Annotated in this window: 14 protein-coding genes; 4 read left to right on the plus strand and 10 right to left on the minus strand. The window is 63.1% G+C overall.

All coding sequences use genetic code 11. From position 1 onward, the window contains the following. Position 1 precedes the first annotated feature (1 nt). The 5 genes from EJ070_RS12595 to EJ070_RS12615 form a co-directional block, all read right to left on the minus strand. The gene (locus EJ070_RS12595) at positions 2 to 241 is read right to left on the minus strand and encodes a sulfurtransferase TusA family protein (RefSeq protein WP_189350513.1); all 240 of its coding nucleotides are present in this window, start codon (positions 239 to 241) and stop codon (positions 2 to 4) included. A gap of 11 nt (positions 242 to 252) precedes the next feature. Further along, complete coding sequence (locus EJ070_RS12600; RefSeq protein ID WP_126091652.1) at positions 253 to 1,548, minus strand: murein L,D-transpeptidase family protein; 1,296 nt, start codon at positions 1,546 to 1,548, stop codon at positions 253 to 255. Between the two features lie 211 nt (positions 1,549 to 1,759). After that, positions 1,760 to 2,710 (minus strand): acetyl-CoA carboxylase carboxyltransferase subunit alpha, encoded by a 951-nt coding sequence (locus EJ070_RS12605; RefSeq protein WP_126091653.1) that lies wholly within the window; start codon positions 2,708 to 2,710, stop codon positions 1,760 to 1,762. Positions 2,711 to 2,809: 99 nt separating this feature from the next. Next, positions 2,810 to 3,724, minus strand: coding sequence for a site-specific tyrosine recombinase XerD (locus EJ070_RS12610; RefSeq protein WP_126091654.1), 915 nt, complete (start codon positions 3,722 to 3,724; stop codon positions 2,810 to 2,812). Between the two features lie 10 nt (positions 3,725 to 3,734). Beyond that, positions 3,735 to 3,887 carry a hypothetical protein gene (locus tag EJ070_RS12615; protein ID WP_040989318.1) on the minus strand — a complete coding sequence of 51 codons (153 nt, stop codon included), beginning with the start codon at positions 3,885 to 3,887 and terminating at the stop codon, positions 3,735 to 3,737. A 195-nt stretch (positions 3,888 to 4,082) separates the two neighbouring features. On the opposite strand from EJ070_RS12615, the gene EJ070_RS12620 reads away from it, so the two are divergent. Genes EJ070_RS12620 through EJ070_RS12630 form a run of 3 tightly spaced genes read left to right on the plus strand, consistent with a single transcriptional unit; the run spans position 4,083 to position 6,723 of the window. Then, positions 4,083 to 4,694, plus strand: a complete 612-nt coding sequence (locus EJ070_RS12620) for a shikimate kinase (RefSeq protein WP_126091655.1) — start codon at positions 4,083 to 4,085, stop codon at positions 4,692 to 4,694. Next, positions 4,691 to 5,836: a 3-dehydroquinate synthase gene (gene aroB, locus EJ070_RS12625; protein ID WP_126091656.1), complete on the plus strand. Its 1,146-nt coding sequence runs from the start codon at positions 4,691 to 4,693 to the stop codon at positions 5,834 to 5,836. The genes EJ070_RS12620 and aroB overlap by 4 nt, the downstream gene beginning before the upstream one ends. Next, positions 5,833 to 6,723, plus strand: a complete 891-nt coding sequence (locus EJ070_RS12630) for a transporter associated domain-containing protein (protein WP_126095727.1) — start codon at positions 5,833 to 5,835, stop codon at positions 6,721 to 6,723. The genes aroB and EJ070_RS12630 overlap by 4 nt, the downstream gene beginning before the upstream one ends. A 51-nt stretch (positions 6,724 to 6,774) precedes the next feature. Here the strand turns inward: EJ070_RS12630 and EJ070_RS12635 are convergent, their stop codons facing one another. The 4 genes from EJ070_RS12635 to EJ070_RS12650 all read right to left on the minus strand — a co-directional run bounded on the left by EJ070_RS12635 (position 6,775) and on the right by EJ070_RS12650 (position 12,432). Continuing rightward, positions 6,775 to 8,319, minus strand: coding sequence for a SpoVR family protein (locus EJ070_RS12635; protein WP_126091657.1), 1,545 nt, complete (start codon positions 8,317 to 8,319; stop codon positions 6,775 to 6,777). Positions 8,320 to 8,346: 27 nt separating this feature from the next. Further along, positions 8,347 to 9,657: a YeaH/YhbH family protein gene (locus tag EJ070_RS12640; RefSeq protein ID WP_126091658.1), complete on the minus strand. Its 1,311-nt coding sequence runs from the start codon at positions 9,655 to 9,657 to the stop codon at positions 8,347 to 8,349. Positions 9,658 to 9,676: 19 nt separating this feature from the next. Further along, positions 9,677 to 11,626: a PrkA family serine protein kinase gene (locus tag EJ070_RS12645; protein WP_126091659.1), complete on the minus strand. Its 1,950-nt coding sequence runs from the start codon at positions 11,624 to 11,626 to the stop codon at positions 9,677 to 9,679. 440 nt (positions 11,627 to 12,066) lie between these two features. Then, a complete protein-coding gene (locus EJ070_RS12650; protein WP_126091660.1) occupies positions 12,067 to 12,432 on the minus strand; it encodes a hypothetical protein in 366 nt (121 codons plus the stop codon). Positions 12,433 to 12,746: 314 nt separating this feature from the next. Between EJ070_RS12650 and EJ070_RS12655 the strand changes: the two genes are divergently transcribed. After that, positions 12,747 to 13,559 carry an alpha/beta hydrolase gene (locus tag EJ070_RS12655; RefSeq protein WP_126091661.1) on the plus strand — a complete coding sequence of 271 codons (813 nt, stop codon included), beginning with the start codon at positions 12,747 to 12,749 and terminating at the stop codon, positions 13,557 to 13,559. A 3-nt stretch (positions 13,560 to 13,562) separates the two neighbouring features. On the opposite strand, the gene EJ070_RS12660 is transcribed toward EJ070_RS12655, so the two are convergent. Continuing rightward, positions 13,563 to 13,865, minus strand: a complete 303-nt coding sequence (locus tag EJ070_RS12660) for a BolA family protein (protein ID WP_126091662.1) — start codon at positions 13,863 to 13,865, stop codon at positions 13,563 to 13,565. Between the last annotated feature and the right edge of the window lie 52 nt (positions 13,866 to 13,917).

Below are 13,917 nucleotides of genomic sequence, written 5' to 3' on the forward strand. Positions count from 1 at the left end.
GTTAAGCCGCGCTGCCGCGCTCGACCAGGAAGCGATGGCCTCCGGCTACCGTCGCCGTCTCGATCAACTGATGGCCGGCATCGGCGCAGAAGGCCGGAATGTCGATCACGGCGAGCGGATCGGTGGTCTCCAGCCACAGACGGCTGCCCGGCCGCATCGCGGCCAGACGCTTGCGGGCCTTGAGCACCGGCAGCGGACAGTTCAGGCCCTTGAGATCGTAGGTGATTGCGTGCTTTGCCAAGCTCAAAGATCTCAGCCGCCGAACATGCCGAGCAGCTTCTTCTTCAGCTTGGACACGGTGCCTTCGTCAGCACTCGCCGCCTGTGTCTCAGCCGCCGGCTGGGCCGGCGCCACCTCGACGCCGGCGGTGACGACCTGCTGTTGTGCTGCCTGCTTGGCGGCTTCCTTTTCGGCCAGCGCCTGAGCCTTGGCCGCTTCCTTGGCGGCTTTCGCGGCTTCGATTGCCGCCAGCCGCTGCTCCTCGGCCTTGCGCTTGGCCTCTTTCTCGGCGTCGAGCGCCGCCATCTTGCGGCCGAGCGGCGAATCGATGCGGCCCATGCGCACCGTCTCGGTCACCGAGCCATCGGAATTCATCGACGGCGGCTCGATCGGCACGCGCTCGCCGCGGGCGCGGCGCTTCGACCAATCGGAAACGATGCTGGCTTCCTTGATGCCGGCAATGGTCGGCTTGGGCGCCGGCGCGCTCGACCTGACGGCAGAGCTGAAAGCCGCGTCATAGCGCTTCTCGTAATCGGCATAGGCCGTCTTCAACGAATCCGGCTGCGTGCTCTCGGGGCAGGGACCGGTCGGATCGAAGGTCGTGCCTTCAGGCGCCACCTGGTTGAAGACGTAACGCTTCTCGCAGACGTCGACCTTCGGCGGCACCTTGGTGATCTCGAAATTGTCGTAGCCGACCTTCAGCATCTTCCAGAACTCGTAGTTCGGATCGTTGCGGTAGCGCGCCATGTTGGCGGCGGTCATGCGGAACGGGAAAGCCTGGATCTGGAACTCGGTCTGGCCGCCCTGGAAGGCGTCACGGCCGAAGGCATAGATCTGCTCAATCTGCGCGTCGGTCATCGAATAGCAGCCGGACGACGAACAGGCGCCGTGCACCATCAGATTGGCGCCGGTGCGGCCGTTGGCGCGGTCATAGGCGTTGGGAAAGCCGATGTTGAAGGACAGATGATAGTTCGAACGCGGATTCATCTGCGACGGACGCACCGTGTAGAAGCCTTCCGGCGCCTGGCGGTCGCCCTCGGTGTATTTGGGGCCGAGCTTGCCCGACCATTTGCAGATGTCATAGGCGGCAACGAGATCGTAGCGGCCGTTGGTCTTGGCCTTCCAGATCTCCAGCTTGCCTTCTTCCTTGAAGATGCGCGCCATCACCGAGGAGGTGCGCACCATGCCCTTGGCCTTCATGTCGGCAAGGATCTTGTCCGGCAGCGGCTTGTTGGCCTCCGGCGCGAAATCCTTCATCGACGAATCATTGCAGCCGGCGACGCCAATCGCGGCGATCAGGACTCCGGTGCGGGCAAGCTTGGCAAACATCGCTACGGCTACGTCTTTCTTTCGGGCCAAAGGCCTCGGCACGACCGAGCCCGCACGCTGAACACCGACGGACGGTAAGCCCGTTAACCTTGAAAAATCCTTACCGCAAGCCTTGGCCAACCCCTCACGGCGATTTTCATTGAGCCGAATGCGGCGGCATTTTTGTGGCGAAATTGTTCGTTGCCGCCACAGTTTACCACGGGCGGCCCGATTAAAGGCTGCGGCCCATCGCCAGATATTTCTCACGGCGCTGCTCGCGGAAGTCGATATTGGCGCCGGCAAAGTCCTTCATGGTCTTGGCGATGAGGTCGCCGGTCGCGGCAATCACCGTTTCGGGAGCGCGCTGGGCGCCACCCATCGGCTCGGGAACGATGGCGTCGATGATCTTCATCTCGAGAAGATCCTGGGCGGTGATCTTCATGTTGGTCGCCGCGTCCTTGGAGCGGGTGGTGTCGCGCCACAGGATCGAAGCCGCGCCCTCGGGCGAAATCACCGAATAGATGGCATGCTCCAGCATGTAGACGCGGTTGGCGGTGGCGATGGCGATGGCGCCGCCGGAGCCGCCTTCGCCGATGACGACCGAGATCGACGGCACCTTGAGCGCCAGGCAGGCCGAGGTCGAGCGCGCTATGGCCTCTGCCTGGCCGCGCTCCTCCGCGCCGACGCCGGGATAGGCGCCGGCAGTATCCACCAGCGTCAGAAGCGGCATCTTGAAGCGATCGGCAAGCTCCATCAGCCGCACCGCCTTGCGGTAGCCTTCGGGACGCACCGAACCGAAATTATGCTTCAGGCGGCTCGCCGTGTCCGAGCCCTTTTCCTGGCCGATCACCGCCACCGGCTCGCCGCGAAAACGGGCGAAACCGCCGACGATCGCCTGGTCCTCACCGAAATTGCGGTCTCCGGCCAAAGGCGTGAAATCGCTGAACAAGCCCTTGATGTAGTCGACGCAGTGCGGTCTGTCGGGGTGGCGCGCCACCTGCACCTTCTGCCAGGGGGTGAGCGCCTTGTAGAGATCGCGCAGCGCGTCGCGCGAGCGCTTCTCCAGCCTGTTGATCTCGTCGGCGACATCGACCGCCTCGCCGTTCTCCGCAAGCTTCTTCAGCTCGAGGATCTTGAGCTCAAGATCCTGCACCGGCTTTTCGAAATCGAGGTAATTGTACATGCTTGGGCGGACCGATCCGTCGGAAGGCAATGGCTGGCGGAACCCTGGAAATGCTGGCTCCGGGCGGTGGAACGTCGCCATCACATAGCGATATGAGGCCTAGTCGGCAAGCGGATGATGATCGTTGACCAGCCGCACCAGCCGCTCCTCCAGAACATGGGTGTAGATCTGCGTGGTGGAGATATCGGCGTGGCCAAGCAGTTGCTGGACGGCCCTGAGATCGGCGCCATTCTGCAAGAGATGGCTGGCAAAGGCATGGCGAAGCACATGCGGCGAGATCTTGGCCGAGGCGATACCGGCCCGGGCCGCCAACCCTTTGAGATCGCGGGCGAAAACCTGCCGGGAGAGATGGCCGCTGTCGGAGGAAGCCGGAAACAGATAGGGGCTCTCGGCAAAGGCCGGGCGTTCGGCCCTTGTTGCAAGCCAGGCCCGCATCGCGTCGCGCGCCTTGGCCGACAGCGGCACCATGCGTTCCTTGTCGCCCTTGCCGCGCACCATGAAGAAACGGTCGTCGCGCTGCGCCACCGTCACCGGCAGGCCGACCAGCTCGGAAACGCGCAGGCCGGTGGCATAGAGCACCTCGACCAGCGCATGCAGGCGCAGCGCCGCCAGCCGGTCGCCGCCCGGCGCGGCACCGCCCGCTTCCTCGGCCGCGCGGTCGAGCAGGCGGCCGGTCTCGGCTTCGGTCATCGTCTTCGGCAGCGGTCGGCCCTTCTTTGGGCTGTCCAGCGTGCCGGTCGGGTCGTCGCCGCGCAGTCCTTCGGCATAGAGGAATTTGAAGAACTGGCGGATCGCCGATAATTTTCGCGCCTGCGAGGTCGGAGCGAAGCCTCTGGCCGCGATGTCGTCGAGATAGGCGCGGATGTCGGCCGCTCCCGCTCCCGCCAGCCCGCCGCCGATCGAGGCGGAAGCGTCTTCGAGGTCACGGCGATAGGAGGAAAGCGTGTTCTCGGCCGCCCCCCGCTCGGCGCTCATCATCTCCAGGAAGGCTTCGATGCGGGCGGCGCTGTTCATCTGGCCGGGATCAGTTCTTCTTCGGATTGAGCTTTTCCGCCGGAATGCGCACGCTCATTTCCGCCTTCTTCGGCTCGACGAACATCGCCAGCGCGAACATCGCGCCATAGGCAATGCCTGCAAGAACCGCCAGCGTCACGACAAAGCGAAACAATGTCGGCATTCAGCTTTCGCCCGTCTTCTTGTTTTTGCGTTTCCAAACCCTGTGCCCTTATGGGACGCCAATCCGACCAATTCAAGGACGAAGGATTTTGTCGGCGAAGGTTCCGTTGGAAAGCCGCACGATCCTGTTTGCTTGCGGCGCCGTGCTTGACGCAAACAGGCTTTTGATGTCGATACGGCGCAAAAGAGGTTCCGCATGAACGCGCTGCCAGCAAATCCGCCGGACGAAGGCCGTGTCGCGCTGCTCGAAAGGCTCGGCAGCCGCTCCATCATCTTTGTCGGCCTGATGGGTGCCGGCAAGACGGCGATCGGCCGCAAGGTGGCGGCGATGCTCTCGCTGCCCTTCATCGACAGCGATCAGGAGATAGAGAGCGTATCGCGCATGACCGTGCCGGAGCTGTTCGAGCGCTACGGAGAGCCGGAGTTCCGGGCGCTGGAGCAGCGCGTGATCCTGCGGCTGCTGGAGAACGGCCCGCAGGTGCTGTCGACCGGCGGCGGCGCCTTCATGAACGCGCAGACGCGCGAGGCGATCGCGAGCCATGGCGTATCGGTCTGGCTGAAGGCCGACCTCGATCTCCTGATGGAGCGGGTCTCGAAGAAGCAGAACCGGCCGCTCCTGAAGAATCCCGATCCGCGCGGCGTGCTGGAGCGGCTGATGAGCGAGCGCTATCCGGTCTATGCCACGGCCGACATCACCGTTCCGACCCGCGACGACCGCAAGGAAGTCATCGCCGGCGAGGTGGTGTGCGCGCTTTGCGCCCATCTTGGCGTCGCCGCGATCGCCACCAGCGACGAGGTGGAGCCGTGAGCCATACAGAACCGGTTAAGGTCGAGGTGGGGCTCGGCGACCGTGCCTATGACATTTTGATCGGGCCGGGCCTGCTTTCCGGCGCCGGAACCGAAATCGCGGGCCGCCTTCCCGGCACCCGCGCGGCCATCGTTACCGACGAGAACGTCGCCGCCGCGCATCTCGAAACGCTGAAGGCCGGCCTGGAAAAAGGCGGCATCCATTCGGCCGTCATCACGTTGCCTGCCGGCGAAAAGACCAAGAGTTTTGCCCGCCTCGAAGAGGTGGTCGACGGCGTGCTCGCCGCCAAGCTCGAACGCCGCGACGTTGTCGTGGCTCTCGGCGGCGGCGTCATCGGCGACCTTGCCGGCTTCGCAGCCGGCATCGTGCGGCGCGGGATGAATTTCGTGCAGGTGCCGACCTCGCTGCTGGCGCAGGTCGATTCTTCCGTCGGCGGCAAGACCGGCATCAACAGCGCCCGCGGCAAGAACCTGGTCGGGGTCTTCAACCAGCCCAAGCTGGTGCTGGCCGACACCGGCGTGCTCGACACGCTGCCGATCCGCGAGTTCCGCGCCGGCTATGCCGAGCTCGCCAAATACGGGCTGATCGACCGCCCCGGCTTCTTCGCCTGGCTGGAGGAGAACTGGCAAAAAGTGTTCGCCGGCGGCCCGGAGCGGACCGAAGCCATCGCCGAGGCCTGCCGCGCCAAGGCCGACGTGGTTGCCCGCGACGAGTTCGAGACCGGCGACCGCGCGTTGCTCAATCTCGGCCACACATTCGGCCATGCGCTCGAAGCCGCCACCAACTATGACGGCGCCCGCCTCGTCCACGGCGAGGGCGTCGCCATCGGCATGGCCCTGGCGCACCGTTTTTCCGCGCGCCTCAATCTGGCGAGCCCGGACGACGCAAGCCGTGTCGAAGCGCATCTTCGCGCCGTCGGCCTGCCCTGGCGGATGGCCGACATATCAGGCGATCTGCCGGACGCCGAGGCGCTGCTTGGCTTCATCACCCAGGACAAGAAGGTTTCGCGCGGCGCGCTCACCTTCATCCTGACGCGTGGTATCGGTCAGGCCTTCATCGCCAAGGACGTGCCGCCCTCGGAAGTGCTGTCCTTCCTCAAGGCGAGCCATCCCGAATGGCCCAAGATGAGCCATTCCAGATGATCGACGCCGGCTGGATTGCCGCAGCCGTCCTTGCCGCCATCGTCGTGCTGGCGCTTTTGTTCCGCACACGACTGCTTGCCGCGTTCGGCTACACGCTGCGGCCGGTCGAGCCGATGGCGCCCGAGGACGATGAATCGGACGAGGCCGGCGACGATACCCGCCGCAACGGGCAGGCGCGCGAGGACCGCGACCGGCTGGGCGCACTGTTCGATCTCGAGGAACTCGAAGTGTCGGATGTGATGGTCCACCGCACCAACATGCGCTCGGTCAATGCCGACGATCCGCCGGAAATGGTGGTGCGCGAGATCCTGCAGAGCCCGCATACGCGCATGCCGCTGTGGAAAGGCTCGCTCGACAACATCGTCGGCGTGCTGCACGCCAAGGATCTGCTGAGGGCGCTCAACGAGGTCGGCAACGATTTTTCCAAGATCGACGTGATGAAGATCGCGTCGAAGCCATGGTTCGTGCCCGACACCACCACCTTGCAGGATCAGCTCAACGCCTTCCTGCGCCGCAAGGCGCATTTCGCCATCGTCGTGGACGAATATGGCGAGATGGAAGGGCTGGTGACGCTGGAAGACATCATCGAGGAGATCGTCGGCGAGATCGCCGACGAGCACGACGTCGACATGCAAGGTGTCAAGCAGGAGGCGGACGGTTCGGTGGTCGTCGACGGCATGGTGCCGATCCGCGATCTCAACCGGGCGCTCGACTGGGACCTGCCGGACGAGGAGGCCACGACGATCGCCGGCCTCGTCATCCACGAGACGCAGACGATCCCCGAGGAGAAGCAGGCCTTCACCTTCCACGGCAAGCGCTTCGTGGTGATGAAGCGCGACAAGAACCGCATCGCGAGGTTGAGGATCCGGCCTGCCGGCGAGGGCTAAAGCGCGTCGCCTGAATTCGTTTCAGCGCGACGCGCTTTAAGTTGTCTTGACTCAAATTTCCTTCGTCGAGCGCTCGCTGAGCACCGCACCCGTTTCAGCATCGACAGCCGCCAGGCTGACGTCGTAGCCCCACAGGCTTCGGATATGGCGCAGGGTCGCGTCGCGACTTTCCTCCTCGAGCAGGATGCCGTCCTTGACGTTGTGCTGCAGCCGCAGATGCCGGTTTCCCAGGAGATCCACATCAACCACCTGGATGTCGGGTCGTCTCGCCCCCACGTCGTAGCTTTGGGCCAGCGCGGACCGTATCTTGCTATAGCCGCGCTCATTGTGGATCGACGCGACTTCGAAATGCGGCTCGTCGGCGCCGTCGGCCAGCACGAAGAGCCGCCATTTCCGGATCAGGGCCGGGCTCAGATACTGGCGAATGAAGGATTCGTCGCGGTGGTTGGCCCAGGCATCGAGCAAGGTCTCGCGCCAGTCGCCGCGGCCGGCGATGTCCGGGAACCAGTCGCGGTCCTCCGCGGTCGGCTCGGTCGAGATGCGCTGGATATCCTGCATCATGTCGAGACCCAGCGCGTAGGGATTGATGCCGGAAAAACGCGGGTCGTCGAAGGCCGGCTGGAAGACCACGTTCGAATGGTTGCGCAATATCTCGAGCATGGCGCCTTCACTGATGCGGCCGCGATCGAAAAGCATGTTCATGAGCGTGTAATGCACGAAGGTGGCGCAGCCCTCGTTCATCACCTGGGTTTGCCGCTGCGGGTAAAAATACTGCGCAATGACACGCACGATCCTGACAATCTCGCGCTGCCAGGGCTGAAGGACGAGGCTGTTCTTCTCGAGAAAGTACAGCAGGTTCTCCTCGGGCAGATTGAGCGATTTCTTCCGCTCCGCGAGGCTCTCGTCCTCTGCCTCCGGCTTGTTCTTTCCCTGGGAGGGCGGCAACGTCCGCCAGAGATCGTTGAAGGAACGCTCCTCGTATTCAAGGCGCTCGCGCAGCCCTTCGCGCTGCTGCTCCGATGACAGCTTCGGCGGCCGGTGGTAGCGGAAGACGCCTTGCTCCATCAGCGCGTGGGCGGAATCGAGCATGGCCTCCACGGGGGCCAGGCCATGCCGTTCCTCGCACCGGGCGATGTAGCTCTTGGCAAAATCCAGGTAGCTCAGGATGCCCCCGGCGTCGGTCCATTGCCGGAAGAGATGATTGTTCTTGAAGAAATGGTTGTGGCCCAGTGCCGCATGGGCGGTCACCAGGGCCTGCAAGGCCATGGTGTTCTCTTCCATGAGGTAGACGATGCAGGGATTGGAGTTGATGACCAATTCGTAGGCCAAACCGCGCGCGCCCTTGCGGTAGAGAAGCTCGTCATAGAGGAAACGCTTGCCGAACGACCAATGGCGATACATCAGCGGCATGCCGACCGATGAATAGGCGTCGAGCATCTGTTCGGAGGAAATGACCTCCATCTGCACCGGATAGATGTCGAGGCGAAGCTCTTCCTTGCCGATCGCCTCGATCTCGTCGTAGACCCGCGACAGTTTCGCGAAATCCCAGTCAGACCCGGAAAACAAAAGTTCGGATTTGCGCGCCTGACTGACCATCGGCCCCCGTCCTATCGACCCACAACCTCACGCGCTCTTGCGCAGCGCCGGCTGCCTGGCGAAGAGCTCGCGAAAGACCGGGTAGATGTCCGCCGGAGCGGCTATGCGCCTCATCTGGAAATTCGGCCATTTCCCGTCCACGGCGCTGTAAGCGCGCCAGAGCGACGTCCCGTTCTCGGTCGAGCCGAAAATGTGGCTTTCCCGCTCGTCGATGATCTCGACATAGGCGAAATACTGGCAAAGGCGCATGAGCCTGCGGTCGAGCAGTTCGATGCAGCGCTCGGAGTCGGTGGCGAAGTTGTCGCCGTCGGAAGCCTGCGCGGCGTAGATGTTCCATTCGGCGGCCGGATAGCGCTGCTCGATGATGCGCTGCATTTCCTCGAGCGCCGTGGAAACCACGGTGCCGCCGCTTTGGGTGTGGTAGAAGAAAGTGTGCTCGTCAACCTCCTTGGCCTCGTGGGTGTGGCGAATAAAGACGATCTCGGTCCGTTCGTAGCGCCGTGTCAGGAACAGGTGCAGCAGCACGAAAAAGCGTTTGGCCAGATCCTTCTCGCGCTCGCCCATCGATCCCGAGACATCCATCAGACAGAACATCACGGCATTTGCATTCGGCAGGGGCTGGGGGTCGAAGCGACTGAACCGAATGTCGACCGGATCGACATAGGCGATCCGCTTTCGCCGGCGCTCGAGCCGTTCGAGCTCCTCGCGCAGAACGGCGATGCGCTCGCGCGTTGCCGCGTTTGACGGCTTCGATTCCAGCTCGGAGAGCTGCCGGGCGATCGCATCCAATTCCTCTTGCTTGGGCCGCTTCAGCGCGATGCGGCGTCCGTGGCTGTTTCGCATGGTGCGCCCGACATTGATGTTGGTCGGCGACCCGGTTGCCGCGAAGCCTGCCCGCCTCGGCTTGAAGCTCAATATCTGCTTGAGATTGAGCTTGACCAGATCGGGCAGTTCGAGGTCCTCGAAGAAGAGGTCGAGCACCTCCTCGCGCGACAGCACAAAGCGGAAGTCGTCTTCGGATTCCGTGTTTCCCGGAGCCGAAGAGCCCGCGCCCCCGCCACCAGGCTTGGGGATCAGGTCGCCGGGGCTGAACGTCCGGTTTCCGGGCAGGATGTGCTGGCGATGGCCGCTGTCCTTGGCGTCGCTGAACGTCGGCTCGCTGGTGCCTTTCCGAGGCATCGGCACGGCGTGCTCCCGGTCTATCTCGGCAATGCCGCTTGTCCGGATCTTGTCGCGGATGGTGCGCTTGAGCTCTTCATGCGCGCGCTTGAGGAAGCGCTGGCGATTGCCCAGGCTTTTGTCCTTCGGGTTCAGGCGGCGGTCGATGAAGATCGGCATGGAACCGCTCCAGCTTTGCTCAGCCTGCCTTGTTCACGCGCATGTACCAGTCGACCAGCCGGCGCACCTGCCGCTGAGTATAGCCGCGTTCCACCATCCGCTCCACGAATTCGTTGTGCCGCTTCTCCGTGACGCTGTCCTGCTTGGAGCCGAAGCTGATCACCGGCAGCAGGTCCTCGACCTGACCGAACATGCGCTTCTCGATGACCTCGCGAAGCTTTTCGTAGCTCGTCCAGGATGGATTGCGGCCATGGTTGCGCGCCCGGGCGCGCAAGGTGAATTTGACCACTTCGTTGCGGAAGTCCTTGGGATTGGCGATGCCGGCCGGCTTTTCGACCTGCGACAGTTCCTTATCCAGGACCTCGCGGTTGAGGATCTGGCCGGTATCGGGGTCCTTGTAGTCCTGGTCCTCGATCCAGGCATCGGCGTAGGCGATATAGCGGTCGAAAAGGTTCTGGCCGTACTCACTGTACGATTCCAGATAGGCCTTCTGGATCTCGTGACCGATGAACTCGGCATAGCGCGTCGCGAGCTCCGATTTGATGAACTCGAGGTAGGCAGCTTCCGTCTCCTTCGGGAATTGCTCGCGCTTGATCGCCTCCTCCAGGATATAGATCAGATGCACGGGATCGGCGGCCACCTCCTTGGTGTCGTAGTTGAAGGTCTGCGACAGGATCTTGAAGGCGAAGCGCGTGCTGACCCCGGTCATGCCTTCGTCGACGCCGGCGGCATCGCGATATTCCTGGACCGACTTCGCCTTCGGGTCGATCTCCTTGAGATTCTCGCCGTCATAGGCGCGCATCTTGGTGTAGAGCGGCGAGTTCTCGTGCTCCGCAAGCCGCGTCGAGACGGTGAAGCGGCTGAGGATGTCCAGCACTTCAGGCGCGCAGGGGCTGTTCGCCAGATCGCTCTCGCGCAGAAGTTTTTCGTAAATCTGCCTTTCTTCGGTGATGCGAAGGCAATAGGGAACCTTGACCACGAGAATGCGGTCGAGGAAGGCCTCATTGTTCTTGTTGTTCTTGAACTGCTGCCATTCCGATTCGTTGGAGTGGGCGACGACGATGCCCTGATAGGGAAAGGCGCCGAAATTCTCGGTGCCGTTATAGCTTCCTTCCTGGGTCGCCGTCAGCAACGGGTGCAGGACCTTGATCGGCGCCTTGAACATCTCGACGAATTCGAGCAGCCCTTGCGTGGTCCGGTTCAAGCCGCCGCTGTAGGAGTAGGCATCCGGGTCGGACTGGCTGAAGTGTTCCAATTGCCTGATGTCGACCTTGCCGACCAGGGCCGAGACGTCCTGATTGTTCTCGTCGCCGGGCTCGGTCTTGGTGATGGCGATCTGGCGCAGACGCGACGGCGACAGCTTGACGACGCTGAATTTGGAAATGTCGCCGGACAGTTCGTCGAGGCGCTTGGCCGCCCAGGGCGAAATCAGCCCATTCAGCCGGCGACGCGCTATCCCGTATTTGTCCTCGAGCAGATCGCCCATGCGATCGGGATTGAAAAGGCCGAGTGGCGATTCAAAGACCGGACTGATCTGGTTGCCGACTTTCAGCGTATAGATCGGGCGCTGTTCCATCAGTTTCTTCAGCCGTTCGGCAAGCGAGGATTTGCCGCCGCCGACCGGGCCGAGCAGATAGAGGATCTGCTTGCGCTCTTCGAGCCCCTGCGAGGCATAGCGGAAATATCCCGCAATGCGCTCGATCGTATCCTCCATTCCGTAGAAGTCCGAGAAGGAGGGATAGATCTTGATCGTACGGTTCGAAAAAATACGCCCGAGCCGCTCGTCCTTGCTGGTGTCGACAAGGTTCGGCTCGCCTATTGCCTCGACCATGCGTTCGGGCGCTGAGGCGTACATGGATTTGTCTTCACGGCAGGCAAGCAGATACTGCTGAAGGCTGATCTCTTCCTGGGCCGCGTTCGAGTAAATCTCCGAAAACAGGTCGAAGACGTCTGATTGATTCTCGCGCATGATGCTTTGCCTCGGAGCCGATAGGCTGCCAATCGGCTCATCGTCTCTTCAACTGCCGGAAAGCGCTCTTTGTTCCCGACAAACGCTAATCGTCAGCTTCGATCACCGAGGTGTGAGGGAACCACTCCGCGTGGCCGAAACAAGCGCCGCGTCGCGCATCCCGATGTGAACTCTAGTCGCCCACCCCGAATCGACAGCCAAGATCAGTGTGCGCTCGGTCGACCCATTTGCCAACACAAAACAGAAGTGCCGACGCTGCGGTGTGATGTCGCCGCAAGGTAACCGGCAGTGGTACCGACTGCCGCTGCATCGACCGCCTTGCGGCGGCGCGAGCCAGCGCAGCGGACGCTCGATCGGGCATCGAGGCGGCAAAGCGCCCTATGCGGACAGAATGCTTGCCTGAGAGCTTCAAGGAAGGATCTCGTATTGGTTTTTCGCACCTACATGTCGTGGTCGGGAACGTAGAGACAGAACGAATGCTGAGAGTTTACGTCGCCGCCGGGCTTGCACTCGTGAAAGAACTCGTCGCGCGAGCGCTTGATCCGCCTGTCGGTGTAGGGAATGAGCTCCCCGGTGGAGAGCTGGTATCCATACTGCGTTTCCTTCACGTCGGCCGCGGGTGCCTGATAGCAGTCCAACCCCGCGCAGCATGAGCTGTCGTACTGCCAGCCCTTGGGCGCCTGATGCGCGGCGGCCGGAGCCGAGAGGAAGGCCGCCAAGGCAATCGCCGGAAACAGCCGCAAAGGCTGCAAACTGCCTGAGCACCCATTACCATGCCCGGCTGGAGCTCGATACGTCGTCTTCATGGGTGGTCACCCCTCGGAGGCGCCAGTCGCATCGGCTCTCCGGTCTGGCTAACAATCCGCCCGGCATGGATGAGCGCTTCCTCCAGAACCGGGCCGTCAAGCAAACTGCCAGACCAGGGAAAATGTTCCATGATCTTGTTCACGCGGCCCAGTCGAGCGCCCGCGCATTTTTCGATGGCGCAAGAGGGGTGCGGGTCCACTGTTGGCGAGCCAACCCCTTGCAGCCCCTGAACAATCCTTAACTGGACGCCTGCCGCGCTCGCGTGCACTCTTTGCCGAGGGCGATCAGAGCTGGGGGTGGTCAGGAGATGACGATGATCGATCGGCGGTGTTTTGTCCTTGCGTCCGTTGCCGCGCTGCTGCCGGCAGGGGCGTCGGCAGCCTGGCGGCTGCGCCAGCCGGCGCCGCAAACCGTCGACTACGGGCCAGCCAAGCTCGATATCTACGCCCGAGAAGGCGCCAAGGGTGATCCGGTCGTCTTCTTCATCCATGGCGGCGCCTGGCGGATCGGCAACCGCAACAACGTCAACGCCAAGCCGGGCTTCCTGCTCGCCAACGGCTTCCTGTTCGTCTCGATCGATTACCGCATGCTGCCCAAGGCCGACGTCGCCGCCCAGGCGGGCGACGTGGAAGAGGCCTATGCCTATGTGCGCGCCAATATCGCCAGCTATGGCGGCGATCCGGACCGCATCGTGGTGATGGGTCACTCGGCCGGCTGCCATCTGGCGGCACTGACAGGACTTCGCGGCGGCTTGCCCGGCGTCGCCGCGCTGGTGCTCGACGATACCGAAGCCTATGACATCGAGGCTCTGGCCAGGGCGCAGGGCGGCAGGCTGCGGCCGATCTACGCGCAGGCGTTTTCGGATCCAGGCCAGTGGCGCGCGCTGTCACCCGCGACCTATATCGGGACGGCCAAGCACCCGCCCGTGTTCGTCGCCTATTCGAACGCGCCGATCCGCGCGACCGCTGCGCATGACTTCGCGGATCGGCTGCGGACGGCCGGCAACAAGGTCACACTGTTCGACGGCAGCGCCTATTCGCACATGGCGATCAACCGGCGCTTCGGCGAGGACGGCGATGCGCTGACCGCCGCGGTCATGGCTTTCCTGAAGGCGACGGTCGCCTGAACCCTACCAGAGGGTCTTCTCGCCGGGCGCGGCCGGCTCGATCGCGAGCGCGTGCACGCCGGCCTTCAACTCGTCGGCAAGCAGCTCGTTGACGGCGCGGTGGCGGTCGACGCGGCTCATGCCGGAAAAATTCGGCGAGACGATGCGGACGCGGAAATGCGTCTCGCCGGTGCCGTCGAAGGTGGCGTGGTGACCGGACTCGACATGATGATGGCCGGCATGAAGGTGGCTTTCGTTGATGACGATGAGCCTTTCGGGCGAAAACGCCGCCTTCAGCTTGCTTTCCATCGTCGACTGTATGGACATCGGGGCTTCCCTTCACCACATCTACGGCATCGCCGTAAAATCTGCATTTTCG

The organism is Mesorhizobium sp. M1E.F.Ca.ET.045.02.1.1 (assembly GCF_003952485.1).
Lineage (GTDB): Bacteria > Pseudomonadota > Alphaproteobacteria > Rhizobiales > Rhizobiaceae > Mesorhizobium.

Bases quoted from the DNA above. Each gene is read 5' to 3' on its own strand.
- EJ070_RS12600 (WP_126091652.1), bottom strand. From the start codon at position 1,548: ATGTTTGCCAAGCTTGCCCGCACCGGAGTCCTGATCGCCGCGATTGGC.
- EJ070_RS12605 (WP_126091653.1), bottom strand. From the start codon at position 2,710: ATGTACAATTACCTCGATTTCGAAAAGCCGGTGCAGGATCTTGAGCTC.
- EJ070_RS12610 (WP_126091654.1), bottom strand. From the start codon at position 3,724: ATGAACAGCGCCGCCCGCATCGAAGCCTTCCTGGAGATGATGAGCGCC.
- EJ070_RS12615 (WP_040989318.1), bottom strand. From the start codon at position 3,887: ATGCCGACATTGTTTCGCTTTGTCGTGACGCTGGCGGTTCTTGCAGGC.
- EJ070_RS12620 (WP_126091655.1), top strand. From the start codon at position 4,083: ATGAACGCGCTGCCAGCAAATCCGCCGGACGAAGGCCGTGTCGCGCTG.
- EJ070_RS12630 (WP_126095727.1), top strand. From the start codon at position 5,833: ATGATCGACGCCGGCTGGATTGCCGCAGCCGTCCTTGCCGCCATCGTC.
- EJ070_RS12635 (WP_126091657.1), bottom strand. From the start codon at position 8,319: ATGGTCAGTCAGGCGCGCAAATCCGAACTTTTGTTTTCCGGGTCTGAC.
- EJ070_RS12640 (WP_126091658.1), bottom strand. From the start codon at position 9,657: ATGCCGATCTTCATCGACCGCCGCCTGAACCCGAAGGACAAAAGCCTG.
- EJ070_RS12645 (WP_126091659.1), bottom strand. From the start codon at position 11,626: ATGCGCGAGAATCAATCAGACGTCTTCGACCTGTTTTCGGAGATTTAC.
- EJ070_RS12650 (WP_126091660.1), bottom strand. From the start codon at position 12,432: ATGAAGACGACGTATCGAGCTCCAGCCGGGCATGGTAATGGGTGCTCA.
- EJ070_RS12655 (WP_126091661.1), top strand. From the start codon at position 12,747: ATGATCGATCGGCGGTGTTTTGTCCTTGCGTCCGTTGCCGCGCTGCTG.
- EJ070_RS12660 (WP_126091662.1), bottom strand. From the start codon at position 13,865: ATGTCCATACAGTCGACGATGGAAAGCAAGCTGAAGGCGGCGTTTTCG.